This is a genomic window from Bradyrhizobium frederickii (assembly GCF_004570865.1).
Taxonomy (GTDB): Bacteria; Pseudomonadota; Alphaproteobacteria; order Rhizobiales; family Xanthobacteraceae; genus Bradyrhizobium; species Bradyrhizobium frederickii.
Genome location: NZ_SPQS01000017.1, coordinates 1 through 22,244, shown reverse-complemented (window position 1 = coordinate 22,244; position 22,244 = coordinate 1). Strand labels below are relative to the sequence as shown.

At 64.5% G+C, this 22,244-nt stretch carries 25 protein-coding genes; 13 read left to right on the top strand and 12 right to left on the bottom strand.

Annotated elements, in window-relative coordinates; translation table 11 throughout:
* Positions 1 to 192: 192 nt before the first annotated feature.
* Positions 193 to 993: a class I SAM-dependent methyltransferase gene (locus E4K64_RS26450; RefSeq protein ID WP_135166101.1), complete on the bottom strand. Its 801-nt coding sequence runs from the start codon at positions 991 to 993 to the stop codon at positions 193 to 195.
* 394 nt (positions 994 to 1,387) lie between these two features.
* Between E4K64_RS26450 and E4K64_RS26445 the strand changes: the two genes are divergently transcribed.
* Positions 1,388 to 2,416, top strand: a complete 1,029-nt coding sequence (locus E4K64_RS26445; RefSeq protein ID WP_135166100.1) for a glycosyltransferase family 2 protein — start codon at positions 1,388 to 1,390, stop codon at positions 2,414 to 2,416.
* 3 nt (positions 2,417 to 2,419) lie between these two features.
* Here E4K64_RS26445 and E4K64_RS26440 read toward each other — a convergent pair whose 3' ends face one another.
* The gene (locus E4K64_RS26440; RefSeq protein WP_167772271.1) at positions 2,420 to 3,412 is read right to left on the bottom strand and encodes a glycosyltransferase; all 993 of its coding nucleotides are present in this window, start codon (positions 3,410 to 3,412) and stop codon (positions 2,420 to 2,422) included.
* A gap of 242 nt (positions 3,413 to 3,654) precedes the next feature.
* Here E4K64_RS26440 and E4K64_RS26435 point away from each other — a divergent pair, with 242 nt between their 5' ends.
* Genes E4K64_RS26435 through E4K64_RS40565 form a run of 3 tightly spaced genes read left to right on the top strand, consistent with a single transcriptional unit; the run spans position 3,655 to position 7,265 of the window.
* Positions 3,655 to 4,755 (top strand): glycosyltransferase, encoded by a 1,101-nt coding sequence (locus tag E4K64_RS26435; RefSeq protein ID WP_135166099.1) that lies wholly within the window; start codon positions 3,655 to 3,657, stop codon positions 4,753 to 4,755.
* A gap of 15 nt (positions 4,756 to 4,770) precedes the next feature.
* Positions 4,771 to 6,123 (top strand): O-antigen ligase family protein, encoded by a 1,353-nt coding sequence (locus E4K64_RS26430; RefSeq protein ID WP_135166098.1) that lies wholly within the window; start codon positions 4,771 to 4,773, stop codon positions 6,121 to 6,123.
* The gene (locus E4K64_RS40565; RefSeq protein ID WP_167772270.1) at positions 6,120 to 7,265 is read left to right on the top strand and encodes a GNAT family N-acetyltransferase; all 1,146 of its coding nucleotides are present in this window, start codon (positions 6,120 to 6,122) and stop codon (positions 7,263 to 7,265) included. The genes E4K64_RS26430 and E4K64_RS40565 overlap by 4 nt, the downstream gene beginning before the upstream one ends.
* 73 nt (positions 7,266 to 7,338) lie before the next feature.
* On the opposite strand, the gene wrbA is transcribed toward E4K64_RS40565, so the two are convergent.
* The 3 genes from wrbA to E4K64_RS26410 form a co-directional block, all read right to left on the bottom strand.
* Positions 7,339 to 7,938: an NAD(P)H:quinone oxidoreductase gene (wrbA, locus tag E4K64_RS26420; protein WP_135166097.1), complete on the bottom strand. Its 600-nt coding sequence runs from the start codon at positions 7,936 to 7,938 to the stop codon at positions 7,339 to 7,341.
* A gap of 138 nt (positions 7,939 to 8,076) precedes the next feature.
* Positions 8,077 to 8,775: a pirin family protein gene (locus E4K64_RS26415; RefSeq protein WP_135166096.1), complete on the bottom strand. Its 699-nt coding sequence runs from the start codon at positions 8,773 to 8,775 to the stop codon at positions 8,077 to 8,079.
* A 34-nt stretch (positions 8,776 to 8,809) separates the two neighbouring features.
* Positions 8,810 to 9,562, bottom strand: a complete 753-nt coding sequence (locus E4K64_RS26410; protein WP_135166095.1) for an SDR family NAD(P)-dependent oxidoreductase — start codon at positions 9,560 to 9,562, stop codon at positions 8,810 to 8,812.
* A 117-nt stretch (positions 9,563 to 9,679) separates the two neighbouring features.
* On the opposite strand from E4K64_RS26410, the gene E4K64_RS26405 reads away from it, so the two are divergent.
* Positions 9,680 to 10,615, top strand: a complete 936-nt coding sequence (locus E4K64_RS26405) for a LysR family transcriptional regulator (RefSeq protein WP_126259537.1) — start codon at positions 9,680 to 9,682, stop codon at positions 10,613 to 10,615.
* 54 nt (positions 10,616 to 10,669) lie between these two features.
* The gene (locus E4K64_RS26400; protein WP_135166219.1) at positions 10,670 to 11,191 is read left to right on the top strand and encodes an REP-associated tyrosine transposase; all 522 of its coding nucleotides are present in this window, start codon (positions 10,670 to 10,672) and stop codon (positions 11,189 to 11,191) included.
* Positions 11,192 to 11,565: 374 nt separating this feature from the next.
* On the opposite strand, the gene E4K64_RS26395 is transcribed toward E4K64_RS26400, so the two are convergent.
* On the bottom strand, positions 11,566 to 11,823 hold the full coding sequence (locus E4K64_RS26395) for a hypothetical protein (protein WP_167772269.1): 258 nt from the start codon (positions 11,821 to 11,823) through the stop codon (positions 11,566 to 11,568).
* 416 nt (positions 11,824 to 12,239) lie between these two features.
* On the opposite strand from E4K64_RS26395, the gene E4K64_RS26390 reads away from it, so the two are divergent.
* Together E4K64_RS26390 and E4K64_RS26385 are read left to right on the top strand one after the other, a co-directional pair.
* Positions 12,240 to 13,229: a helix-turn-helix transcriptional regulator gene (locus tag E4K64_RS26390; protein WP_135166093.1), complete on the top strand. Its 990-nt coding sequence runs from the start codon at positions 12,240 to 12,242 to the stop codon at positions 13,227 to 13,229.
* Between the two features lie 99 nt (positions 13,230 to 13,328).
* A complete protein-coding gene (locus tag E4K64_RS26385; RefSeq protein WP_135166092.1) occupies positions 13,329 to 13,685 on the top strand; it encodes a hypothetical protein in 357 nt (118 codons plus the stop codon).
* A 62-nt stretch (positions 13,686 to 13,747) separates the two neighbouring features.
* Here the strand turns inward: E4K64_RS26385 and E4K64_RS26380 are convergent, their stop codons facing one another.
* The 4 genes from E4K64_RS26380 to E4K64_RS26365 form a co-directional block, all read right to left on the bottom strand.
* A complete protein-coding gene (locus E4K64_RS26380) occupies positions 13,748 to 14,575 on the bottom strand; it encodes an adenylate/guanylate cyclase domain-containing protein (RefSeq protein ID WP_135166218.1) in 828 nt (275 codons plus the stop codon).
* 35 nt (positions 14,576 to 14,610) lie between these two features.
* On the bottom strand, positions 14,611 to 15,102 hold the full coding sequence (locus E4K64_RS26375) for a YbaK/EbsC family protein (RefSeq protein ID WP_135166091.1): 492 nt from the start codon (positions 15,100 to 15,102) through the stop codon (positions 14,611 to 14,613).
* 37 nt (positions 15,103 to 15,139) lie between these two features.
* A complete protein-coding gene (locus E4K64_RS26370) occupies positions 15,140 to 15,871 on the bottom strand; it encodes a haloacid dehalogenase type II (RefSeq protein ID WP_135166090.1) in 732 nt (243 codons plus the stop codon).
* A gap of 105 nt (positions 15,872 to 15,976) precedes the next feature.
* Positions 15,977 to 16,411: a winged helix-turn-helix transcriptional regulator gene (locus E4K64_RS26365; RefSeq protein ID WP_235884789.1), complete on the bottom strand. Its 435-nt coding sequence runs from the start codon at positions 16,409 to 16,411 to the stop codon at positions 15,977 to 15,979.
* Between the two features lie 85 nt (positions 16,412 to 16,496).
* Between E4K64_RS26365 and E4K64_RS26360 the strand changes: the two genes are divergently transcribed.
* Positions 16,497 to 17,231 carry an SDR family NAD(P)-dependent oxidoreductase gene (locus tag E4K64_RS26360; RefSeq protein ID WP_167772268.1) on the top strand — a complete coding sequence of 245 codons (735 nt, stop codon included), beginning with the start codon at positions 16,497 to 16,499 and terminating at the stop codon, positions 17,229 to 17,231.
* A gap of 46 nt (positions 17,232 to 17,277) precedes the next feature.
* Here E4K64_RS26360 and E4K64_RS26355 read toward each other — a convergent pair whose 3' ends face one another.
* Complete coding sequence (locus E4K64_RS26355; protein WP_027551976.1) at positions 17,278 to 18,162, bottom strand: amidohydrolase family protein; 885 nt, start codon at positions 18,160 to 18,162, stop codon at positions 17,278 to 17,280.
* A gap of 312 nt (positions 18,163 to 18,474) precedes the next feature.
* Here E4K64_RS26355 and ykgO point away from each other — a divergent pair, with 312 nt between their 5' ends.
* The 3 genes from ykgO to E4K64_RS26340 all read left to right on the top strand — a co-directional run bounded on the left by ykgO (position 18,475) and on the right by E4K64_RS26340 (position 19,851).
* Complete coding sequence (gene ykgO, locus E4K64_RS26350) at positions 18,475 to 18,600, top strand: type B 50S ribosomal protein L36 (RefSeq protein WP_006611362.1); 126 nt, start codon at positions 18,475 to 18,477, stop codon at positions 18,598 to 18,600.
* 122 nt (positions 18,601 to 18,722) lie between these two features.
* Complete coding sequence (locus tag E4K64_RS26345; RefSeq protein ID WP_135166088.1) at positions 18,723 to 19,364, top strand: tetratricopeptide repeat protein; 642 nt, start codon at positions 18,723 to 18,725, stop codon at positions 19,362 to 19,364.
* Between the two features lie 226 nt (positions 19,365 to 19,590).
* Entirely contained in the window at positions 19,591 to 19,851 is a 261-nt protein-coding gene (locus E4K64_RS26340) for a hypothetical protein (RefSeq protein WP_135166087.1), read from the top strand.
* 7 nt (positions 19,852 to 19,858) lie between these two features.
* Here the strand turns inward: E4K64_RS26340 and E4K64_RS26335 are convergent, their stop codons facing one another.
* Positions 19,859 to 20,041 (bottom strand): hypothetical protein, encoded by a 183-nt coding sequence (locus tag E4K64_RS26335; protein WP_135166086.1) that lies wholly within the window; start codon positions 20,039 to 20,041, stop codon positions 19,859 to 19,861.
* A 326-nt stretch (positions 20,042 to 20,367) separates the two neighbouring features.
* Between E4K64_RS26335 and E4K64_RS26330 the strand changes: the two genes are divergently transcribed.
* The gene (locus E4K64_RS26330) at positions 20,368 to 21,324 is read left to right on the top strand and encodes an alpha/beta fold hydrolase (protein WP_167772267.1); all 957 of its coding nucleotides are present in this window, start codon (positions 20,368 to 20,370) and stop codon (positions 21,322 to 21,324) included.
* The last annotated feature ends 920 nt before the right edge of the window (positions 21,325 to 22,244 follow it).

Genomic DNA, 22,244 nt, shown 5'->3' with positions numbered 1-22,244 from the left:
AATTAACCATACTCATTGAGGGACTATTCACCGAAATGGCAAACAAAGCGTTTAAGCGCTTGCCAGCCGGCCGAGCCCCCTTGTGACGCGCAAGTCGCGCGGGCTTCCCGGAGATTAACGGTTCGTTACCGCGCACGCTTCGGCCGCGAGACCCCGCTTGTCCGGTGATGGGCCGCACGCGCGCCATGATGGTCAGCTCTTGCGCAGGATGACGTGATAGTCGCCGCGGCGGACGTCGATGCCGCGCGGAAGCACGGCGTTCAGCACCGCGGCGCCGGCGTCCACGAGAGCCGCGAGCAGCGGCTTGCGCCGGCGCATCTCGGGATAGCGCGGACTTTCCACCTCACGGCGGTAGATCATCTCGAGGCCGTTGGCGGCCGCGAACGCTTCCAGCCGGGGCAGCGTCACCAGCGGGTGAAAGAAGGTCGGGAATGGCGGCTCGCCGGGCAGACCGGCATCCTTGATGCCGCGGATGTGCCGGTAGAACCAGACGTGAAACCAGTGCGGCGAATATTTGGTGACAATTCCGGACAGCGAGCTGGGATTGGGTGCGCCGATCAGGATCAGGCCACCGCGCTTGAGCGCGTCGCGGAAATTTAGCAGCGCGGCGTCGACATGGGGCAGATGCTCGATCACGTTGTAGCAGATCACGAGATCGAAGCTCTCGCGCCCGAAACGGTAGGTCTGCACGTCGCCCAGGATCGCCTCGTCCGCGTAGCTGTTGTTGCGGACCTGGTCCTCGTCGATGTCGACGACGGTGACCTTGCTGCGGTGGAGCAATTCCGGCGGCAAGACGCTGCACGAGCCACCGCCGGCTTCGTAGATGGCGAGTTGAGCCTTTGGCAGTTCGCCGCGCAGCACCTCGTGGACGGCGAGCAGGCTATCGCGGGCTTCGCCGGGGACGAGATCGTGCAGCGCCTGGACGGGTGCAGTGGCCGCGGGGATCCGGATCGCCGTGGCTGTCGCGAAATCGATCGTGGCTGGCTTGTTCATATTTTCTGACCGCGCTTGTTCTAATCAAATTTACAGGAAAAGACTCGCTTGCCCGAAGAGCAAATCCGATGCCGCGCCGTCTCACCGGTCGCAGTGCTTACGGTCGGGTTAATGCGCACACGCATTAACTACGGCATTGTTCATGTTGGGGCTCCGTCGGCGCGCGGACCGCGAATTGCACTATCACGCAGGCATGATGGCGCGGGAGAAACAGGCGAAAGCGGTTAAGCGCATGATGTTGTTTCAGGACGGCCGGCAGACCGGCGCGCGACCTGGGCACGCGCCTGCGCCGGGCTGCTCATTTTGGGACGCATCTGTCCCGCGGCGATGTGCCGTCGCGGGATGCGTGACCGAAGCAGGGTTTTCTCAACATATCTCGGACATCTAGAACGTCATGACATTGATCCCGACAGACCTGTCCGCCACGCGCATCTCGGATGCCGTGCGCGATCCCAACCGGGAGATCGCGGCGAGCTCCCGCGTCATCGACCTGTCGGTCGGCATTGTCGTCTGCATTCCCTGCTTCCGCCGTCCGCAGCACCTGCGGCTGACGCTGGAATCGCTGGCGAACCAGCGTACCCCGCGTTCCTTCGCCGTCGTCATGGTCGAGAACGACGCTGCGCGGCGCGAAAGCGCGCCGGTCGCCGCCGAGTTTCTGGCCGCCGGCAGGCTCCAGGGAGTGTGCCTTGTCGAGAAACGGCAGGGCAATTGCCAGGCGATCAACGCTGCGTTCGAGACGGCGCAGGCGCTGTTTCCCGCCGCAACCCGCTTCCTGATGATCGACGACGACGAGATCGCATCGAGCGACTGGCTCGAGCTGATGGTCCGCACCGCGGAAGCGACCGGCGCCGACGTGGTCGGCGGGCCGGTGCTGCCGGTGTTCGAGGACGACAGCAAGCCGTGGCTGTCGCGCCATCCCGCCTTCCGTCCGGCCTACGACTATTCCGGCGCGGTGCCGCTGATCTATGGCTGCGGCAATTGCCTGATCGCGCGCGCGGTCTTCGAGCGGTTCGAGCGTCCCGCGTTCGACCTGCGCTTCAATTTTCTCGGCGGCGGCGATTGCGACTTCTTCGTGCGGTGCCGTGATGCCGGGATGATATTCCACTGGACGGCGGAGGCCGTCATCACCGAGACCGTGCCGCAAAGCCGTACCAGCCTCGGCTGGATCGCAAAGCGTGGCCTGCGCATCGGCGCGATCAATTATCGCGTGCAGTACAAGGCGGCCCGAAGCGCAGGCGCGCGCGCATGGGTGTTCGCGCAGATGCTCGGACGGCTGCCGCTGTCGCTGGTCCGGTCCGTTCGCCTGCTGGCGACGTCGAACGCCGTCGTCGCCATGCATCCGGCGCTGGTGGCGCTCGGCTCCATGCTGGCGGCGTTCGGCTTCGCGCCGAAGCCCTACGAGGCCTCCAAGATCGTGTCGTGACGGTTAGATGCCGAAGCAGGCGAGGGCGGTCCTTGCCGTGGCACGCGGCAGCGCCTTGAGCGAACGCCGGCCGACCATGCCGAGATAGCCGAAGGCCTGTCGATATCGGCCGAAGCGGACGGCCTGCATCGCCGCATAGGTGATGAGATGCAGTTCGGCGGCAAGGCGCAACCCGGGCGCGGTGCCCGCGGGCAATCTCGCCAGGATCAGCCCGTCGTCAAACACCCGCGCGATGGCGGGGAAGAAGTCCTTCGGCGTCCGGACCGCGGCGTTCATGGTGCTGGCGGTGTGCAGACGATAATCGAGCAGCAGCTTCGGCGCGAATTCGAACTCGCCGATCGCGGCGAGGCGGCACCAGCAATGCCAGTCCTCGCAATATCGCAGCGAGGTGTCGAAACCGCCGATGGCGCGGAACGCCTCCGCGCGCGCGAGCGCGATGCCACCATTGACGATGAAATTGCCGGCCGCGAGCCGCGTCAGCACGTCGCCCGACGGCTTGCGGCGTCCCTTCAGAAGGCCGCGACGGCCGATCTGGCGTCCGTCGCTGTCGATCGTGTTGTAGTCGCCATAGACCAGAACCGCGCGCGGCGCTCCGCGTGCCGCCGCCAGGAGTGCAGCCACCGCGCCGGGCCGCAGGCGGTCGTCGGCATCGAGGAACAGCAGCCACTCGCCGCTGGCATATCGTGCACCGAGATTGCGCGCGGCAGATACGCCGGCGGACTCATTTGTCACCAGGCGCAGTCGCGGGTCGTGAATGGCGCGGACGATCGCGGTGGTGTCGTCGGTGGAACCGTCGTCGACGACGATCACTTCGCCCACCTCGCGCTGCGCCAGGGCGCTGGCAAGGGTTTCGCCGATATAGGCCGCAACGTTCTTGGCGGGAATGACAACGGATACCGATGTGGTCGGGCTCGACGGCAGCGGCTGGCGCGCCGCCGGCACGATGCGGGTGGAGGCCGGCAAATCGAGAACCTGTTCGGCGGTGATCTGAGTCACGGCTCGCCCTTAAGAGTCTGTTAACCAGGGCGCAGCTGCTGAATGGATGATGCGATCGATCGCAGCGTTGCCCCTTGCGAATGATACCCGCATTACGGCCTGATCGTTGACGCGAAGGCGTATGCCGGCGTGCTTTCGTCAATTAGCGTTAAGCCGCTGGCATTAAGCCTGTGGCAAATTCGGAAGAGGGCGGCAGCCGGTCCCATGCGAGAATGCGCATCCGGTTGCCGCGGATGGATCCAGTGCCCGCCACGACGTTCGAACACGACCCCGATGCGATGATCCTCAACCTCTTTTACGAGGACAAGGACGATCGCTGGTTTCCCGGCGACCGGCACCTGCGGCGCACGGCGCGCCGCTTGCTGCTCGGCGAGCCGCGCATGAGCGGACAGCTTCGCGTGTTCCTCAATCTCTGCGCGGGGCTCGACCGGCTCGGTATCCGCTACCGCGTCAACGATTACCGTTACATCGCGCAGCATCCCGACGAGCTCGCCTGCATCATCGGCCGGACCTTCCTGCTCGACAAGTTCGCGTGGAAGAATCCGATCCTGCTCGGCGTCGCCGCCCACAATCATCCGCTCGACGATCCCGATTTGTTCAAGCGTCTGCCGGTCAAGAAAGTCGTCGTGCCCGGCCCCTGGTACGTCGACATGTACCGGCCGTACTGGCCCGACACCGAGGCCTGGCCGGTCGGCATCGACACCGATCTGTGGGCGCCGTCACAGGCCTCGCAGAAGGCCGTCGATGTGCTGATCTACGACAAGGTCCACTGGGATCGCGAGCGCTACGCGCCGGAATTGATCGCGCCGGTCCGTGCCCGGCTCGCCAGGGAGGGACGCTCGTTCATCGAGCTGCGCTACGGCAGCTACAAGGAGGAAGAATATCGGGCGGCGCTGGCGGCCTCGCGCGCGATGATCTTCCTGTGCCAGAACGAAAGCCAGGGCATCGCCTATCAGCAGGCCCTGGCCTGCGGCATACCGGTGTTCGCCTGGGATCCGGGGGGGCCGTGGCGAGATCCCGATTACTATCCGCACCGCGTGCAGTTCGCGCCGGTGTCCTCGGTGCCGTATTGGGACCAGCGCTGCGGCGCCAAGTTCGTCGACATCGCGGGGTTCGTGGCGGGGTGGGACGAGTTCTGGGCCGGCTGTGAAGCGGGCGCGTTCGACCCGCGCGGCTATGTCCTGGACAACCTCACGCTCGAGCAACGAGCGCTGCAATATTACGAGATTGCGCGGAGCATCGTGCGGCCGCCCGCGGCGCAGAGCTCCGGCTCGCCTGTTGACGGACGCTCAACCGGGGTGAGCCAGGACCCGGAGCTCCACCTGCGTCACCAGATGTCTTGAGCCGTGGACCGCAGCATGGACCGTAGCGTCGCCGATATGACCGACCTCGAGGCCCGATCGTTGGGCCATGTCCTGCGCGATGGCCTGGCGGAGCTGAACGCCGCGCAGGCTGCGCGCTGTCTCGTCGCGGTCGCGTCGCTGCTGCTGGTGATGGTGACGCTCGATCCGTTCCCGGACCTGCGCAATCCCGATGTCACAACGGTCGTCGGCGGACGAATGGCGGTCACCTACGTCTCCTGGGGGCTCTTGGCCGCGATCGCGGTGCTGTTCGCAGCTCGCACCGATGCGCCCGCGCTGAAGACCCTGGTCACGCCGCTTCATCTCTGTCTCGTGGGCTGGCTGCTGATCAACATCGTCCTGTCCGAGAGCCGCGGCGTGTCGATGCAGCGCTTCGTGCTCCTCGTCAGCATGACGTCGCTCGCCGTTCTGCTGCCATTGCTGCCGCCGACGCAGCGCAGCTTCAACCTGTGCCTGGGTGCCGCGGCGCTGGTCTTGCTCGCGCTCTGCTATCTCGGCGTCTTGCTCGCGCGGCAATACTCGATCCACACCGCGCTCGATGTTACAGAGCCGCAGCTCGCCGGCGACTGGCGCGGCAGTTTCGGCCACAAGAACATCGCCTCGCCCGTGATGACCATCCTGGTCTATGTCGGCATCTACCTGTCCGCCGTCGGCTCCTTCGTGATGGGACCGGTGATCGCCGTGCTGGCCGGCCTCTTCCTGATCTTCACCGGCGGCAAGACCTCGTCGGTGCTTTGCCTTGCGGTCTACGTGCTCGCCTCGCTGGTCTATGTCACTCCGTGCCTGTGGCTGAAGCGGATCATCTGCTTCGTGCCGCTGATCGCGATGAACCTGCTGACGGTCGGCAGCGTCCTGAGCCCGGGGCTCGGGGCCATGACGCGGCTGCTTCCGCTCGATCCCACCTTCACCGGCCGGTCCGCGATCTGGGAGTTTGCGCTCGCGGCCGTCGCCGAGAAGCCGATCGTCGGTCACGGCTATGCGGCTTTCTGGGACGACGTCACGGCGCGGCAGACCGCCCAAGGCGCCGAATGGGCGACGTCCGCGGCGCACAGCCACAACAGCTATCTCGATCTCGCGGTCGGCATCGGTCTGCCGGGCCTGCTGCTCGTGATCATGGTCTTCGTGCTCGCACCGCTCGGCAATTTCCAGTCGGCCCAGGCCCACAGCCGCAGTGGCGCACTGGCAAAGCTGTTCCTGACCGTGTGGCTGTTCGGCCTGTATTACGGGACGACCGAGACCTTCCTGCTCGAACGGCAGAATCCGATCTGGTTCATGTTCGCTCTGGCCGCGGCCGGCCTGCACTTCCTGGCCAGGTTCCAGTGCGTTGCGCAAGCGGAACCGAAGCCATGACGTGTCTCGGCGTCGAGCAATTGGAGGGGCTTGCATCCACCACGTCGGGAATCGCGATCGATATCGTGCGTGACTGGCGCCAGGCCGCTTCGCGCCTGAGCGCCGGGCATCGCACCGTCTTTCAGCATGGCTACTGGCTCGAGGCCTGGTATCAGGCGTTCGATGACGTCGCGCCGTTGATTGCCGTGATCTGCGATGCCGCCACCGGCAAGGACATCGCGATGGTGCCGATGATCAGCCATGCCAGACGCGGCATCCGCATCGTCGAATTCGCCGATCTCGGCGTCGCCGACAACAACGCGCCGATCATGGCGCCCGATGCCGCGCTGGACGCGGCGGCGGCGAATGCGATCGGCATGGCGCTGGTCGAGGCGTTGCGCGCCTTGCCGGACCGCTTCGATCTGCTGCGGCTGAGGAAGATGCCGGCCCAGGTCGGCGGCAAGCCGAACCCGCTGGTGTCGCTCGGACGGATCGGGTCCTGCTCGCTCAACGGCAATCTCGTGCTGATGGGCGATACCTACGAGGCCTATCAGGCATCGATCAAGCGCATGCAGATGCCGCGGTGCTGGCGCGTCTTCAACCGGCACCAGGGCGCGCGGTTCGAGATCGCTACGGACGTTGCGCGCGCGCGTGAGCTGCTGGACGTGATGGACGTGCAGCAGCAGGCGCGTATGCGAAAGCTCGGCTCGCCGTTCGTTCTCAACGACGAGACTCATGCGCGATTCTATCGCGAGGTCGTCCGTCAGGGCCTTGGCGATGGCTATGCCGTCGTTTCGGCATTGGTCTGCGACGAGGGCGTGATCGGCACCTCGTTCGGCGTCAGGCAAGGCGCGACTTATTGCCTGCTGCGCATCAGTCACGCCGGCGATTCCTGGTCGAGCTGCTCCCCCGGGCTGCTCATCATCGAGCGCACCATGGCGGCGCTGCATGCAAAGGGCGTGCGCCGCTTCGACCTCAGCATCGGCAATCAGGACTACAAGCGCCGCTTCGGCGCCGAGCGGGTGCCGCTGACCGACGTCAGCGTCGCGCTGTCATGGCGAGGCTTGCCCTTTGCATGGCGCGATCATGCCGCGCAGGGCCTGCGCCGCTATCCCGCGGCCGCCGCTCTTGCCGCGCGCGCCATGGGCAAAGGCATACGCTGAAGCGGCATTCCCGGACGGGAATGCCGCGAGCGCATCGGCCGTGCAGCTGAGCCATGTAGCTCAGCCATGGAGTTCAGCCATGTAGCTTCTTGGCAGTCTCCGCGATCTGGCGGCCCTGGTAGCGCGCGCCGGCGAGCTCGTTGGCGCTGGGTTGGCGGCTGCCGTCGCCGCCAGTGATCGTGGTGGCGCCGTAGGGCGCACCGCCGGTGACTTCGTCGAGCTTCATCTGGCCGGCAAAGCCGTAGTTCATGCCGACCACGACCATGCCGAAATGCAGCAGGTTGGTGATGATCGAGAACAGCGTCGTCTCCTGGCCGCCATGCTGGGTCGCGGTCGAGGTGAAGGCGCCGCCGACCTTGCCGTGCAGCGCGCCCTTGGCCCAGAGCCCGCCGGCCTGATCGAGGAAGTTCGCCATCTGCGAGGCCATGCGGCCGAAGCGGGTGCCGGTGCCGACGATGATCGCGTCGTAATTGGCGAGGTCCTCGATCTTGGCAACGGGAGCGGCCTGATCGAGCTTGTAGTGCGAGGCTTTTGCGACCTCGGCCGGCACCAGCTCGGGCACGCGCTTGATGTCGACGGTCGCGCCGGCCTCGCGCGCGCCTTCGGCGACGGCATTGGCCATCGCTTCGATATGGCCATAGGCGGAGTAATAGAGGACGAGAACTTTGGTCATGGTGGTCTCCGTTGGGATTGGTGTTGGTCTAATTGTTGAGGTCGTCATGGCCGGGCTTGTCCCGGGCATCGACGTTCTTTGCTCCGGGCCAGGCCGTGGATGGCCGGGACAGGCCCGGCCATGACGGGGGAGGGTGGCTTACGCAGCGTCGACGAGCACGAGCTCGGAATCTTCGAGCGCCGTGATCTTCAGGTGCTGCTCGTCGCGGATCGCGGCGCCGTCGCGGGCGTTGACGCGCACGCCGTTGACCTCGACGGCGCCTGCCGCGGGCACCAGATAGAGGTGCCGCGATCTCTGCGGCGCGTACTCCGCGCTCTCGCCGGCTTTCAGCGTGGTGGCGAGCACGCGTGCATCGGCGCGGATCGGCAGCGCGTCGCTATCGCCCTCGAGGCCGCTCGCAATGGTCACGAGCTTGCCGGAGCGATCGGCCTTCGGAAACGGCTTTGAGCCCCAGGTCGGTTGTCCGCCGCGTTGCGTCGGCTCGATCCAGATCTGGAAGATGCGTGTCCTGGTCGGCTCCAGATTGTACTCGGAATGGCGAATGCCGCTGCCGGCGCTCATCACCTGCACGTCGCCCGCTTCGGTGCGCCCCTCGTTACCGAGGCTGTCCTGGTGGGTGATCGCACCCTCGCGCACATAGGTGATGATTTCCATGTTGGCGTGGGGATGGGCGGGAAAGCCGGTGTTCGGCGCGATCTCGTCGTCGTTCCACACCCGCAAGGCGCCGTGACCCATGTTGTCGGGATCATAATGGCTGGCGAAGGAGAAATGATGCTTGGCCTTGAGCCAGCCGTGGTCGGCACCGCCGAGCTTTGCGAAGGGTCTGAGTTCGATCATCTGCGTGATTCCTTGATCTAAGCGTTCGGCGCCATCAGGCGCCGAACCCGCCGTCGACGTTGAGTACGGTACCGGTGACGAAGGAGGCGTCCGGGCTTGCAAGGAAGACGACGCCGGCCGCAACTTCCTCAGGCCGGCCGAAGCGTTGCAGCGCGTGCTGCTTGCGCTGGGTCTCGGCGAACTCGCCGCCGTCCTTCGGGTTCATGTCGGTATCGATCGAGCCGGGCTGCACCACGTTCACCGTGATGCCGCGCGCGCCGAGGTCGCGTGCCGCACCCTTGGTGTAGCCGACCACGGCTGCCTTGGTGGCGACGTAGTCGGCAAGTCCCGGAAACGAGGCGCGGTCGGCCAGCATCGATCCGACGGTAACGATACGGCCGCCTTCGCCCATCAACTGCGACGCGGCGCGGATCGCTGCGATCACGCCATGCACGTTGATCTGATCCTGGCGCGCCAGCGCTTCCGTGTCGGCGCTGGCATCGTCGATGGCGCCGCCGGCGGCGACGCCGGCATTGTTGACGAGGATGTCGAGATGGCCGAATTCCCTGGCGACATCGTTCACGAGCTGCGCGACGTCCTTGGCCGAGGCCTGGTCGGCCTTGAAGGCGCGGGCCTTGACGCCTCTGGTCTTCAACTCGGCGACAACGGCCTCAGCCTTCTCCGGCGAGGCAACATAGCTGATGGCGACATCCGCGCCTTCGTCGGCGAGGGCGCGGGCAGAGGCCGCGCCGATGCCGCGCGAACCGCCGGTGACGAGGGCGACCTTGCCTGAGAGCTTCTTGGTCATTGGATTTCTCCGCTTCCTGAATTTCTGATGGCCCTTGGATAGGCCTCCGGTTGTGGTATAGAAATAGAAACTGTCGAAACGCATTGTTTCCTAACAGAGCCCAGGCGGATTGCTCCCATGGCGAAGCTCCCGGATTTCGAGGCCCTCGCGATTTTCGCAAAAGTCGTGGAATTACGGTCGTTTGCGGGGGCGGCGAGCGAGCTGGCGACGTCCAAGGCGACGGTGTCTAAGGCGGTCACGCGCCTGGAGGAGCGGCTTGGCGCCAGGCTGTTCAACCGCACCTCGCGCCGGCTTGCGCTGACGGATGCCGGCCACAAGCTCGCCGAGCGCGCGACGCGCCTTCTGGCCGACGGCGAAGCGGCGGAGAACGAGGCGCTGGCGCAGTCGGTGGCGCCGCGCGGCCTGGTGCGGCTCGCCGTGCCCATGACGTTCGGCATCAAGGCGGTGGCGCCGCTGCTGCCGGAATTCTTCGAGACCTATCCGGAAGTCTCGGTCGATCTGCACTTGAGCGATGCGACCGTCGACCTGATCGGCGAGGGCTTTGATATGGCGGTGCGGATCGCGCGGCTGCCGGACTCGTCACTGATCGCACGGCGGCTCTTCACCATGCCGCGCTTCACCGTGGCCGCACCGTCCTATCTCAAGCGTCATGGCCGGCCGACGCATCCGATGCATCTGGCCGAGCACAAATGCTTCAGCTACGCCTATCTCTCCACGCCCAACGTCTGGCACTACACCAATTCGGCCGGCGAGCAGGCCAGCGTGCGGCCGGGTGGACAGCTCCGCGTCAACAATGGCGAAGCCGTGATGCCGGCGCTGATCGCAGGCCTCGGCATCGCCGAGCTGCCTGAATTCATCGTCGGCGAGGCGATCTCCTCCGGCGCCGTCGAAGTGATCCTGAAGGACTGGAAACAGGCCGAAGGCGCCGTGCACCTCGTGACCCCGCCCGGCGGCCCCAGGCCAGCGCGCGTCGAGGCGCTCGGCGATTTCCTCGCGGCCAAGCTGCCGGGCACATGCAAGCGGCGGCCGCGTGTGAGAGCAAAGGCGCCATAGATCCATTTGGTGGGCAAAGCGAAGCGTGCCCACGTCTTGCTTGAGGGATCGCAAGTGTCTCGATATCGGCGCGCGCATGGCAGCACGTTCTTCTTCACGGTCGTGCTCGAAGATCGGTCAAGCACTCTGCTTGCAGATCACATTGATCGCTTGCGACGAATTTACCGAACCGTCCAGCAACGCCGCCCGTTTGAGACTGTCGCAATCTGTATCTTGCCCGACCACCTCCATGCCGTTTGGTCGTTACCCGAGCACGATGCTGATTTCGCGTCGCGCTGGAATCTCATCAAGGGCGGATTCTCGCGTGGCTTGGAGGCCGCCCCGCCTTCAATGAGCAAATTGAAGAAGCGCGAGAAGGGCATTTGGCAGCGGCGCTACTGGGAACACGCCATTCGCGATGATGCGGACCTGGAGCGCCACGTGGACTACATCCATTTCAATCCCGTCAAGCACGGCCTCGTCGCTCGTGTGCGCGACTGGTCTCTCAGCAGCTTTCATCGTTACGTGGAGAGCGGCACCCTGCCCCTGGATTGGGGCGGTGACATGCGGGACATCGCGGGGCAATTCGGCGAGTGATCGTGGGCACGGCGCGCGAGGTGCGCGCCTTTGTCCACCCTACGCGATCTCGCTGTCGATCCTCTGCAATAATTCTCGTAGGGTGGGCAAAGCGAAGCGTGCCCACGTCTTTACCTGAGAAGATTACAAGTGTCTCGATATCGACGCGCGCAAGGCAGGATGTCCGCCTTTACCGTTCATCGCTAGGTGGAGCTGAGCACACTCCCCGCGGATTGGGGCGGTGATATGCGGGGCATCGCGGGGCAATTCGGTGAGTGATCGTGGGCACGGCGCGCGAAGAGCGCGCCTTTGCCCACCCTACCGGATGTCATCAATCCATCGCTCGTGCAAACTATCGCAGGGTGGGCAAAGCGAAGCGTGCCCACCGTGCTCGACTACGACACCTTCACGCCGTCGATCGCGACGACGCGCAAGCTCGGCTTCAACGTCTCGTCGAGCTGCATCTTCAATTCGTGAACGCGTGGATCGCTCGACCGCGCCGCGCATACCCCATATTGATGGACGGATTGCGCCAGCGCGCGCCGCGCTTCCGGGGTTCGCGTCAATTCGGGCGCCGAAAGCCGCAACACGATCGCTGCGAGATTCACCAGCATCTCGTCCAAGGCGACGTCGATGGTTCCAAGATTGTGCATCACTCACTCCCTGGGAGGCCAACGGCGGCCGCAGGCACGCGTTCCTGGCCGGGCTGGACATGGCTAACGCCTGGTAAACGTCTTGTTCCTGCGCGTCTGATGGCGGGTGAAGAAGATCGGAAAGGTGGAGTGGGGCGAGATTCGGAATTCGCTTCGGATGAGGCTGCGGAGCGTGGGTCGGTCAAATCCCGGCGCGAACGCACCCTCGTACGGAAGCCTGGCACGATGTCGTGGCCGTCAGATTCCCGCGGATCACGGCGCCGGACGACAGCGCCGGCGCCGCGACGTGTTGCCGCGGCAAATGGACAAAAGCGAAAGTTCACGAGGGTTCGAGGCGCCATCGGATCTGAACGGCGTTGCGCGGCTTGTCCGGCACGATATCAGTGTGTCGGTATTCGAGCCTGGAGACACGCTTGATGGCAACACACGGCGGATCGATCCGCGGCGCGCCGCGCCTCGGCTATGCCGGCGACCCGGACGGGCCGACCTATGACGCCTGGCGGGAGGAATTTTGCCGCCACGTGATGTGCGGCGATGTCGCGCCGCTTGTGTCAGGGCCTGTCCGTTGCGATCTGACGGCGCTGCCGCTGCCTGAACTTAAGTTGTCGGGAGCCGCGGGATCGCCGATGCAGTTCGTCGCGACCGGTGCCGATCGCGACAATTCACTCGCCTTTGTGCTTGCTACGACTGCGCCAATGCGCATCACGGTTGGCGGGCGGACGGTCGAACTCGAACCGATGGCAACGGGCCTTGCCGACGCGGCCCATCAAGGCGCCGATGTCTCGCAACTGGCCGAAGGTCGGTTTCAGTCGCTGTTCATTGCGCGTCGAGCACTGCTGGCCCGTTGTCCCGACGCAGAAGATCGTATCGCGCGGCCGCTCGTGCACAGCCCGGCACTCGCGGCGATGCTGCACCAATATTATGATCTGACGCTCCGCCACGCCGCGGATCTGGATGCGCTGGGGCAGAGCGCAGCCTCGCAGCATCTTCTGGATCTCGTGGCCCTTATGCTGGGGACCCGGCGTGACGAGACTGAGCTGGCGAAAGCGCGTGGTCTTGCGGCTGCGCGCCTGGAAGCGATCAAGTCCGACATTCTGGCGCGACTCGGCGACGGCAATCTCACGCTCGCCAGCGTCGCGCAACGCCATCGCGTCAGCCCGCGCTCGATACAGCTGCTGTTCGAGCGCACTGGCGTCACGTACTCGGAGTTTCTTCTCGAGCAGCGATTGATACGCGCGGCGCGACTGCTCCGCGATCCGCTGCACCGGTTGAACAAGATCAGCGACTTCGCCTACCTCTGTGGGTTCAACGACGTCTCGTATTTCCACCGGACATTTCGGCGGCGCTTTGGAATGACGCCTTCGGATGCGAAAGTCGGTGGCGTGAACATGGATGGGAAGCGCTGATCAAGTTGGTTCCAAGTTTTCACGTTTTGTTGTTGAAGCAGAACCTTCCTGCGCCTCATTGATTTAGGAGCTTTTGGGTGAACCCGGAAGGATCTGGACATGCGAGCAGAGCGGATCGCGCTAGGTGTGGCGCTTGCGGTCGGCGGGATCGCGGCGCAGGGCGCTGCATCCGCGCAGGAATACCGCGGTACGATGGAACAGCAGATGGCGTGCACACCCGATGTGTGGCGGCTGTGCAGCGACCAGATTCCCGATGTGAACCGTATCGTGGCCTGTCTGCAACAGAACACGCCGCAGCTCTCCAGCGGCTGCCGTGCCGTGTTCCAGTCGAACAATCAGGCTCAACCGCAGCAGCCGGTCCCGCGCAATCGGGCCGCACCGCCGCCGCGCTTTAACAATGCGCCGCCGCCACCTCCGTACGCGCGACCGCGTCCCTATGACGATTACGACGATTAGGCTCTGACGAGCGCCCGAGAGATGCGCGGGCGTAGGCGCGACATGCGATCGTGCCGCCTCGTTCAGCGCTCCGGCTTGCTGTCCGATTCAGGCCGCTGTCCCAGCACCATCCGCATGGCCACTCCGAAGAGAATGGCTGCGACTGGCCAATGGAACCAGATCTTGTGGCTGGTGAGCAGATTGATCACGATCAGGAAAGCCGACACCGTGAGGGCCGCTGCAACCGGGCGGGGCAGCCTTGCGAGCCAAGCCGCGACGACATTCGTCGCCGAAGTTGGTATGCCCCTGTTTTCCATCCGCGGATCACGCGCTCGTTCTGAGGGAGCCGCGCTTGCCTCGATCGGGAAGCTCTCTTGTGCGACTCGGTCGCCCAAGGTCAGGCGATAACTGGTCAGGGGAGCGATGTTCTTCATCGGGCGCTGGCCGAGACAGTCGAAGCCAACGGACAATTTATTGTGGACCTGATCATAGACGGAGCTCGAGATCACGACGCCGCCGGGCTCGGCGAGCTCTTGCAGGCGGGATGCGATATTGACCCCGTCGCCATAGATGTCGGAGCCGTCCACCATCACGTCGCCGAGGTTGATGCCGATGCGAAACCGCATCGGGCTCGCCTGCGGCGCGTCCAAGGCCTGACTGGAGATTTCCTGCTGAATCTCGACCGCGCATTGCACGGCCTCGACCACGCTGGCGAACTCGGCGATCACCGCATCGCCCCAGGTATTCACGATGCGGCCGTCATGGCGCTCGACCAATCGCGCAATGGCCGTGCGGTAGCGGCGGAGCGTCTCCAACGTTCCGGTCTCGTCCGCTTCCATGAGACGGGAATAGCCGTACACGTCAGCGCACAGCACGGTGGTCAGTCGTCGTTTCACCTTCTCGTCAGCCATGGCCGCCATGCTAGCCTCCCTGGCCAGCAAATGCATCAGGCATCCTGTCCGGCGCCGCCGTTCGGCCTGACCTCGCAGACATCGACCCATTCGGCCGCGGTGAGCTCGGCCATCCGCTGCGGGGTGATGCGCACGGCGCTATGGGTCGAGCCTGCGGCCGGCACCACGACGTCATATGCCTTCAAGGAGACGTCGCAATAGACCGGCAGCGGTGATTTCAGTCCGAACGGACAGACGCCGCCGACCTCGTGGCCGGTGATGGCGGCGACCTCCTCCAGCCCCAGCATCTTCGGCTTGCCGCCGAACTGCGCCTTGACCTTCTTGTTGTCCATCCGCGAGGTGCCGGCGGCCACGATCAGGATCACGCGTTCGCCGACGCGCAAGCTCAGAGTCTTGGCGATCATGCCGGGTTCGACGCCATAGGCTTCGGCGGCAAGCGGCACCGTGGCCGAGCTGATCGGCGATTCCATCACGGTGATGTCGGGGGCTTTTTCGGCGAAGAAGGCGCGAACGGATTGAAGGCTCATTCCAGGCAGCTCATGTCAAACGTGCGGGCGGCGATGCCTAAGCAATCATCGACAGCTCGGAGAGTGCGCGGACACGATGATCCGGCGCAAAGCCAAGCTCGTCCATCTGGGTGCGGATCGCCTTGAACATCGTCAGCGGTGCCACGAGTTCGTTCTCGACGCAAGCCAGCGCCATCACCTCGGGCGTCACTCGCTCGATCCAGGCGACGTTGAGCCCAAACGATTTTGCCCCCGCCACGTCCCAGGGATTGGAGGACACGAACAGAACCTCGTTCGGCGCGGTCCCGAGCTCCTCGCCGACCAGCTCATAAGCCGCCGGACTCGGCTTGAAGATCTTCTTGGCGTCGACGCTGATGGCGGCATCGAGCAGGCGGTCGAGACCGGAATTGCGCACCAGCGCATTCAGCATGTCCGGACTGCCGTTGGAGAGGATGGCCAGTTGTCGCGGCTTCAAGGCCGTGAGCGCGGCGGCTGCATCCGGATAAAGATCGAGATGCAAATATCTCTCGATCACCCGCTCGAACGCCTCGCGCTCATAGGCCAGCCCCAGCATCCGCAGCGTATAGGCCAGGGAGTCGCGGGTGACCGCGGCGAAATCCTGGTAGCGTCCCATCAGCGAGCGCAGCCAGGTGTATTCGAGCTGCTTGATGCGCCAGATCTGCGTGATGATCTCGCCATAACCCGGAAACGCATCCTCGGTGACGTCAGCGACCGACTGGATGTCGTACAGCGTCCCGTAGGCGTCGAAGACGACGGCTTTGATGCTCATGGACTATCCTTCCAGGTGGTTGTGGTCACAGGAGCTCCGCTGGAGCGAGCATGGAATGCGCTGCAATCAGCGGCGTAGCAGATTTCCAACGACGTTCAGCGCAAGCTAGGCACTCGGCGGACGTTCTCGCCGCGTCCAGGCCGCCCGCTCGGCGAACACCCGGCTGACTTCCGCCATGTGCTCCGTGCCCCATGAGCAGAGCGGCACGAGAGCCTGGGCGAGGCTGTGACCTAACGGAGTGAGGCTGTAGTCCACCCGCGGCGGCACCTCCTTGTAGTCGGTGCGCTTCACGAGGCCGTCGGCCTCCAGCTCCTTCAATTGCTGGATCAGCACCTTGTCGCTGACGTCGCGTATGGCGCGCCGAAGCTCGCCGTAGCGGGTCGGGCCGTCCTGGGCGACGAAGTACAGGATCAACGGCTTCCACTTGCCCGCGATGATCCGCAGGGTGGCATCCAGCCCGCACGTGAATCCGGGCAGATTCGGCGTGCAACGCTGAACGGTTGAAGGGGGCTGCGTCGGCGGAAAGGTTGAGTCTGACATTTTTTGGGCACTTACCAAAAGGTGCATACTTGTCGATAGGTGGGTACGCCGCCAGCTCAGTGCAACCTCAGTGAAGGAGCACATCATGAGCAGACTACAAGGCAAGACGGCAGTGGTGACCGGCGGTGGCACCGGCATCGGGTTTGGAGCGGCGAAGCGGTTCGTCGACGAAGGCGCCTTCGTCTACATTTTCGGGCGGCGGCAGGAGCAGCTCGACGCCGCCGTTGCGAAGCTCGGATCCCAGGCGCGCGCGGTCAGGGGCTCGGTGACCGATCTGTCCGATCTCGACCGGCTTTACGAGACGGTCAGGAAGGAACGAGGCACGCTCGACGTTCTCTTCGCCAATGCGGGGACCGGGCTGTTTGCGCCGCTCGGCGAGATCACGGTCGAGCATTACGATCACATCTTCGACGTCAACGTGAAAGGGCTGGTCTTCACTGTGCAGAAAGCCCTGCCGCTGATGAGGAAGGGGTCGTCGATCATCCTGACCGGTTCGAGCACGGGGGTGATGGGGACGCCGCAGTTCAGCATCTACAGCGCGACCAAGGCCGCGATCCGCAATCTGGCGCGCAGCTGGGCGCAGGATCTGCGCGGCACCGGTATCCGCGTCAACGTGCTGTCGCCGGGGCCGACCAAGACCGAGCTGGCGCTGGAGATCGTCGGCGAGGAAGCGTTCGACGCGCTCGGAAGCAGCACGCCCATCGGGCGTGTCGGCGACCCCTCCGAGACGGGCGCGGTGGCCGCGTTCCTGGCGTCGTCGGACAGCAGCTTCATGACCGGCGGCGAGGTCTTCGTGGATGGAGGCCTGGCGCAGGTGTGAGGTTTTGAGCATGAGGGCTTCGGTCGACCGAAGCCCTCGATGCGCTTCAGATCCCCAGCAGCTTCCTTGCGTTGGCCTTGAGCACCTTCGGCCGGATCTCATCGCGGATGTCGATCTTGGCGAAGTCCGACAGCCAGCGGTCCGGCGTGATCACCGGCCAGTCCGAGCCGAACAGCATCTTGTCCTGAAGGATCGAGTTGATGTAGCGCACCAGGATCGGCGGAAAATATTTCGGCGACCAGCCCGAGAGGTCGATATAGACGTTCGGCTTGTGGGTCGCGACCGACAGCGCCTCTTCCTGCCAGGGGAAGGACGGGTGCGCGAGGATGATCTTGAGGTCGGGGAAATCGGCCGCGACGTCGTCCATGTACATCGGGTTGGAATATTTCAGCCGCATGCCCATGCCGCCGGGCATGCCCGAGCCGACGCCGGTCTGGCCGGTGTGAAACAGCGCGATGGCGCCGCCATTGTTGATCTCTTCGTAGAGCGGATAGGCCATGCGGTCGTTGGCGTAGAAGCCCTGCATGGTCGGGTGGAATTTGAAGCCGCGCACGCCGTATTCCTCGATCAGCTTGCGCGCCTCGCGCGCCCCGAGCTTGCCCTTGTGCGGGTCGATCGAGACGAAGGGGATCAGGACGTCGAGATGATCGGAGGCGACCTCCAGCATCTCGTAATTGTTGTAGCGGCGGAAGCCGGTCTCGCGCTCGGCATCGACGGGGAAGATCACCGCGGCGATGTTCTTGGAACGGTAGTAGGCCGCGGTTTCCGGCACCGTCGGCGGATGCTTGTTCGGCGACTTGAAATACTCCGCCATCTGCGCCTGGAAATCGTCATAGCCGTCGTCGGGGTGGCAGCCGCAGGGCTCCTCGGCATGGGTGTGGATGTCGATGGCGACGACATCGTCGATATTGGGCAGCTTCAGCTTCGGCATGGGTTTCCTCCCGACGGGTTGCCGAATTGATTATATGATATAACGAATTTGGCAAGGCATCATCAAAGGAGCCCTGATTTCGCTGGCGATAAATCGGCCCGATCCGGCCGCTTTGACTGTGCATGGGGTTGTTTTCGAGAATTTGCCGGTTCGGAAGCCGGCAGTGAACATTGACAGCACCTCCCGCCATGCCTTAAGAACCGCCCCGTCCCGGGCGGTCGTCCGCCAGCGGGAAAAATCTCATTTTGCCACATTCGCGCGTGCCGCAACGGTAGTGCCGAACACGGCCTTTCGAACGTTCAGGATTCCGCCATGAAGGTCCGTAACTCGCTGAAATCGCTGCGCGGTCGCCATCGCGCCAACCGCCTGGTCCGCCGCAAGGGCCGGGTCTATGTGATCAACAAGGTGCAGCGCCGCTTCAAGGCGCGGCAGGGCTGATCTCAGCAAGGCTGATCTCGCCCGGCCGGACGCCTTCGCGCGTTCCCGCAAGACCACGGCTCACACGAGTTTGACGCCGCCTTTGCTTTGCAAGGGCGGCTTTGCGCGTTTAGACTTTCACCATGGCAGTGAGATTCCCGCATTCGCGCACTTTGTGTCTGGCCCTTGTGCTGGGAGCCATTGGGCTCGGTCCGGCGCTGGCGCAGCAGATTGAACCGCCGAACCCGCCGGGCAAGCAGAAGAAGCTGCCCGAGGCGCCGGCCAAGCTGCCCAAGGTCGATCGCACCAAGAATCTCGATTTCCTGTTCGGCGCGCTGAAGGCGGCGCCCGACGAGGTCAGCGCCAAGCACGTCGAAGCGCGGATCTGGGCGATCTGGCTCCAGACCCCCAGCGACACCGCGGCGCTGTTGATGGCGCGCGCCAAGACCGCGGTCGACGCCAAGAAGATCGAGGTCGCGATCAAGCTGCTGGACTCGGTCATCAAGCTCAGGCCCGACTACATCGAGGCCTGGAACCGGCGCGCCACGCTTTATTACATGCAGAACGATTATGGCCGCTCGCTTGCGGATATCCAGCAGGTGCTGATCCGGGAGCCGCGCCATTTCGGCGCGCTCGCAGGCCTTGGCATGATCATGCAGGAGGTCGGTGACGAGAAGCGCGCACTCGACGCTTACCGCAAGGCGCTCGCCGTCAATCCGCACCTCGAAAAGATCCCCGACCAGGTCAAGGCGCTGACCGAGAAGGTCGAAGGCCGCGATATCTAGAGCGCTATGAGATTCGGACGAATCGTCATGGCGCTTCAGGTTGTTGTTTGCGCATGATCTTTCCGGAAAACCGCTGCGCACTTTTCCGGATCATGCTTTAGCCGACAACTCGATCGTTTCTTGAGCGAACGTGGCGTCTTCGGATTAACCACGATCGGAAGCGCGGCATCGTGAGGACTATTGTCGGCGCCGCCGCAGGCCTACCTGCATGGCAGGAGCCAAAGCCATGAAGCGTTTGATCTTTGCAGGGTGCTTGCTGCTCGCGTCGGGGACGGTGAGCCTCGCCGACGGATTGTTCTGGGTGGTCGGCAACCGCGCCACCGGAAAATGCAATATCGTGACCAGCAATCCGGTCATCATCGGCGATATCTGGTTCGGCGACGGTCCCTACAAGTCCAGGGCCGATGCCAAGCTTGCCCGTTCGACGATCCGCGCCTGTCCCGCGCTCACGCCGGACGAGGAAAAAGACGAGGACGGTACGAACTAGCCTGCGCTCAATGCAGGACGCTGCCGCCGCGCTCGACCAGGCCGCGATCGGCCGCTGCGGCGTAGGCCTTCGCCAGCTCCGCTTCGAGATGCTCATTGATCAGCAGCAGCGCCCGCACGGCACCGCGCAGGTCGCCGTTGCAGCTCGCGACGATTTCGTCGATCGCAGTGTCGTTTGATCTGAAGCTCATCGAAAATCCTCCGGTTCAAACCAGGACAATTTCTGCCGGTCTTCCCACATTCCCCGAGGCTGCGAGGAGGATCGGCGCCCACCCGCGCCTAAATGGCGGAACCGACCATGGCGATTATATGGAAGCCGCGATGACGGCTGCATGAAGCTGCTCCGGGCTTGCCTATGCTCTCAGAATATTGTTGATTCCATTGAGTTTTTACGTTGTGCAATTGTGCACATATCCACAGCCCCGGCATTTTCGGTGGAAGCACGGAAAGCCGGCGCGAAACTGCCGCCCTCCAGACCCGTAACTGCCCTGTGCCCAGGATCACCCGGATTCTCCCCATGATCGTGATGTCAGTCGTGACGGCGCTGGTTGTGCTGGCGCTGGTCACGCAGGCCGGAATCGTCGCCGTGCAGCGCGCCTTTCCGCCGCAGGGCGAGATGGTCGAAGTCGACGGCGCGACGCTTCACGTCGTCGATATCGGCCCGCGCGATGCGGGCTTGCCGATCGTGATGCTGCACGGCGCGAGCTCCAATCTCGAAGCGATGCGGCGCCCGCTCGGCGACATCCTCGCCAAGGACCATCGCGTCATCCTGGTCGATCGTCCCGGCCATGGCTGGAGCACGCGTGCGCGGCGCCAGGATTCCACGCCGCAGATCCAGGCCCGGATGATCGACGAGGCGCTTGCAAAACTCGGGATCGCGCGTGCGGTCTTCGTCGTGCATTCCTGGAGCGGTGCGCTCGGCGCGCGGCTTGCGCTCGATCATCCCGGCCGCGTCGCGGGCCTCGTCATGCTCGCGCCGGTCACCCATCCCTGGCGCGGCGGCGTCGGCCGTTACAACGAGATCATCGCGACGCCGGTGATCGGCCCGCTGCTCGCCTACACCATCACCCTGCCGCTCGGTTACTTTCTCGCCGAACCCGGCGCGCGCAGCGTATTCCTGCCGCAGACGATGCCCGATGGATACGTGCAGAATTCCGCAACGCCGCTGCTGCTGCGCCCGCGCGAATTCATCGCCAATGCCTATGATCTGGTGACGCTGAAGCAAGCCGTCGCGGCGCAGGTCTCCCGCTATGGCGAGATCAAAGCCCCGGTCACGATCATCGCCGGCGAGCCCGACAAGACGGTGAGGACCGGCATCCACGCCCGCCCGTTCGCGGCCATGGTGCCCAACGCGAAGCTGATCGTGCTGCCCGATCTCGGCCACATGGTGCAGAATGCCGTGCCCGACCGCGTGAAGGCGGAGATCGAGACGATGATCGGGAGAATCGTCCCGGCCCAGGCGGCCGCCGATTAGACGTTTTCGAGCTCTCGTACTGCTCGTCGGTCTACCAGTTCACGCCGCACGGTGGAGGACGCGTAGCGAGCTCTCGTAGGGTGGGCAAAGGCGCACTTGCGCCGTGCCCACGATCTCTCGACGACGGCGAAAAGACGTGGGCACGCTTCCGCCTTCGCTCTTCGAGCTACGGCGGACAAGTCGCTTTGCTCACCCTGCGGCACTGCAGCTCGGTCTACCAGTTCACGCCGCACGAGGCGGGCGTCGAGGACGCTTGGCGAGCTCTCGTAGGGTGGGCAAAGGCGCACTTGCGCCGTGCCCACGATCTCTCGATGACGGCGAAAAGACGTGGGCACGCTTCGCTTTGCCCACCCTACGGCACCGGGTGTGTCGCGCCCTGTCAATCCCAGCGGACAAAAATATTCCACTTTACCGAAATTCGGTTTTGGCGTATGTGTCGGCCATCCCGGCTTATCCAGGAGGGGCGATCTTGCGGTCGTCAATTTCGCGAGCCGGGCTTGCGGTGGACGCGGCAGCGTCGGCACGAGATGGCGCGGGCAGGGCGGGGTGTCCCTGTGAGCCCGTGGCCGCGTGCAGACGAACGGCGCTGCTAGGCTTCGTCTCGCCTGTAAGTTTCCGGCTTCGTCGACAGGGCTGGAAAAACTGCGGCGACATGGCGGGCCGTGCGTACGGCAAAACCGTGTGGTCCTGGCCGTCGTTGCTACGGTCAAGCCGGATCGAAGATGCGCGCGAGCCCAACCGGGTGGACGGCATCGCCAATTCGAACGGCGAGGGAGGCCAGAAGGAAAGTTCGGCTCCCGGGAGAGCACGGCATAAGCCGTCCGACCACCGCGCAGGGAAGGCCGAGTGATTGGCCACACCTGTATGCTGCTGTGCGGTTCTTCCTGCGTGTGCATTTTCGCGCAGCGGACCGCGGGTGC

Excerpts from the sequence above, each read along its gene's own strand:
- E4K64_RS26330 (WP_167772267.1), top strand. The coding sequence starts at position 20,368 with ATGATCGTGATGTCAGTCGTGACGGCGCTGGTTGTGCTGGCGCTGGTC.
- E4K64_RS26410 (WP_135166095.1), bottom strand. The coding sequence starts at position 9,562 with ATGACCAAGAAGCTCTCAGGCAAGGTCGCCCTCGTCACCGGCGGTTCG.
- E4K64_RS26365 (WP_235884789.1), bottom strand. The coding sequence starts at position 16,411 with ATGTCAGACTCAACCTTTCCGCCGACGCAGCCCCCTTCAACCGTTCAG.
- E4K64_RS26405 (WP_126259537.1), top strand. The coding sequence starts at position 9,680 with ATGGCGAAGCTCCCGGATTTCGAGGCCCTCGCGATTTTCGCAAAAGTC.
- E4K64_RS26450 (WP_135166101.1), bottom strand. The coding sequence starts at position 993 with ATGAACAAGCCAGCCACGATCGATTTCGCGACAGCCACGGCGATCCGG.
- ykgO (WP_006611362.1), top strand. The coding sequence starts at position 18,475 with ATGAAGGTCCGTAACTCGCTGAAATCGCTGCGCGGTCGCCATCGCGCC.
- E4K64_RS26375 (WP_135166091.1), bottom strand. The coding sequence starts at position 15,102 with ATGAGCCTTCAATCCGTTCGCGCCTTCTTCGCCGAAAAAGCCCCCGAC.
- wrbA (WP_135166097.1), bottom strand. The coding sequence starts at position 7,938 with ATGACCAAAGTTCTCGTCCTCTATTACTCCGCCTATGGCCATATCGAA.
- E4K64_RS26390 (WP_135166093.1), top strand. The coding sequence starts at position 12,240 with ATGGCAACACACGGCGGATCGATCCGCGGCGCGCCGCGCCTCGGCTAT.
- E4K64_RS26445 (WP_135166100.1), top strand. The coding sequence starts at position 1,388 with ATGACATTGATCCCGACAGACCTGTCCGCCACGCGCATCTCGGATGCC.
- E4K64_RS26335 (WP_135166086.1), bottom strand. The coding sequence starts at position 20,041 with ATGAGCTTCAGATCAAACGACACTGCGATCGACGAAATCGTCGCGAGC.
- E4K64_RS26395 (WP_167772269.1), bottom strand. The coding sequence starts at position 11,823 with ATGCACAATCTTGGAACCATCGACGTCGCCTTGGACGAGATGCTGGTG.
- E4K64_RS26385 (WP_135166092.1), top strand. The coding sequence starts at position 13,329 with ATGCGAGCAGAGCGGATCGCGCTAGGTGTGGCGCTTGCGGTCGGCGGG.
- E4K64_RS26345 (WP_135166088.1), top strand. The coding sequence starts at position 18,723 with ATGGCAGTGAGATTCCCGCATTCGCGCACTTTGTGTCTGGCCCTTGTG.
- E4K64_RS26370 (WP_135166090.1), bottom strand. The coding sequence starts at position 15,871 with ATGAGCATCAAAGCCGTCGTCTTCGACGCCTACGGGACGCTGTACGAC.
- E4K64_RS26360 (WP_167772268.1), top strand. The coding sequence starts at position 16,497 with ATGAGCAGACTACAAGGCAAGACGGCAGTGGTGACCGGCGGTGGCACC.
- E4K64_RS26380 (WP_135166218.1), bottom strand. The coding sequence starts at position 14,575 with ATGGCTGACGAGAAGGTGAAACGACGACTGACCACCGTGCTGTGCGCT.
- E4K64_RS26430 (WP_135166098.1), top strand. The coding sequence starts at position 4,771 with ATGGACCGTAGCGTCGCCGATATGACCGACCTCGAGGCCCGATCGTTG.
- E4K64_RS40565 (WP_167772270.1), top strand. The coding sequence starts at position 6,120 with ATGACGTGTCTCGGCGTCGAGCAATTGGAGGGGCTTGCATCCACCACG.
- E4K64_RS26415 (WP_135166096.1), bottom strand. The coding sequence starts at position 8,775 with ATGATCGAACTCAGACCCTTCGCAAAGCTCGGCGGTGCCGACCACGGC.
- E4K64_RS26340 (WP_135166087.1), top strand. The coding sequence starts at position 19,591 with ATGAAGCGTTTGATCTTTGCAGGGTGCTTGCTGCTCGCGTCGGGGACG.
- E4K64_RS26355 (WP_027551976.1), bottom strand. The coding sequence starts at position 18,162 with ATGCCGAAGCTGAAGCTGCCCAATATCGACGATGTCGTCGCCATCGAC.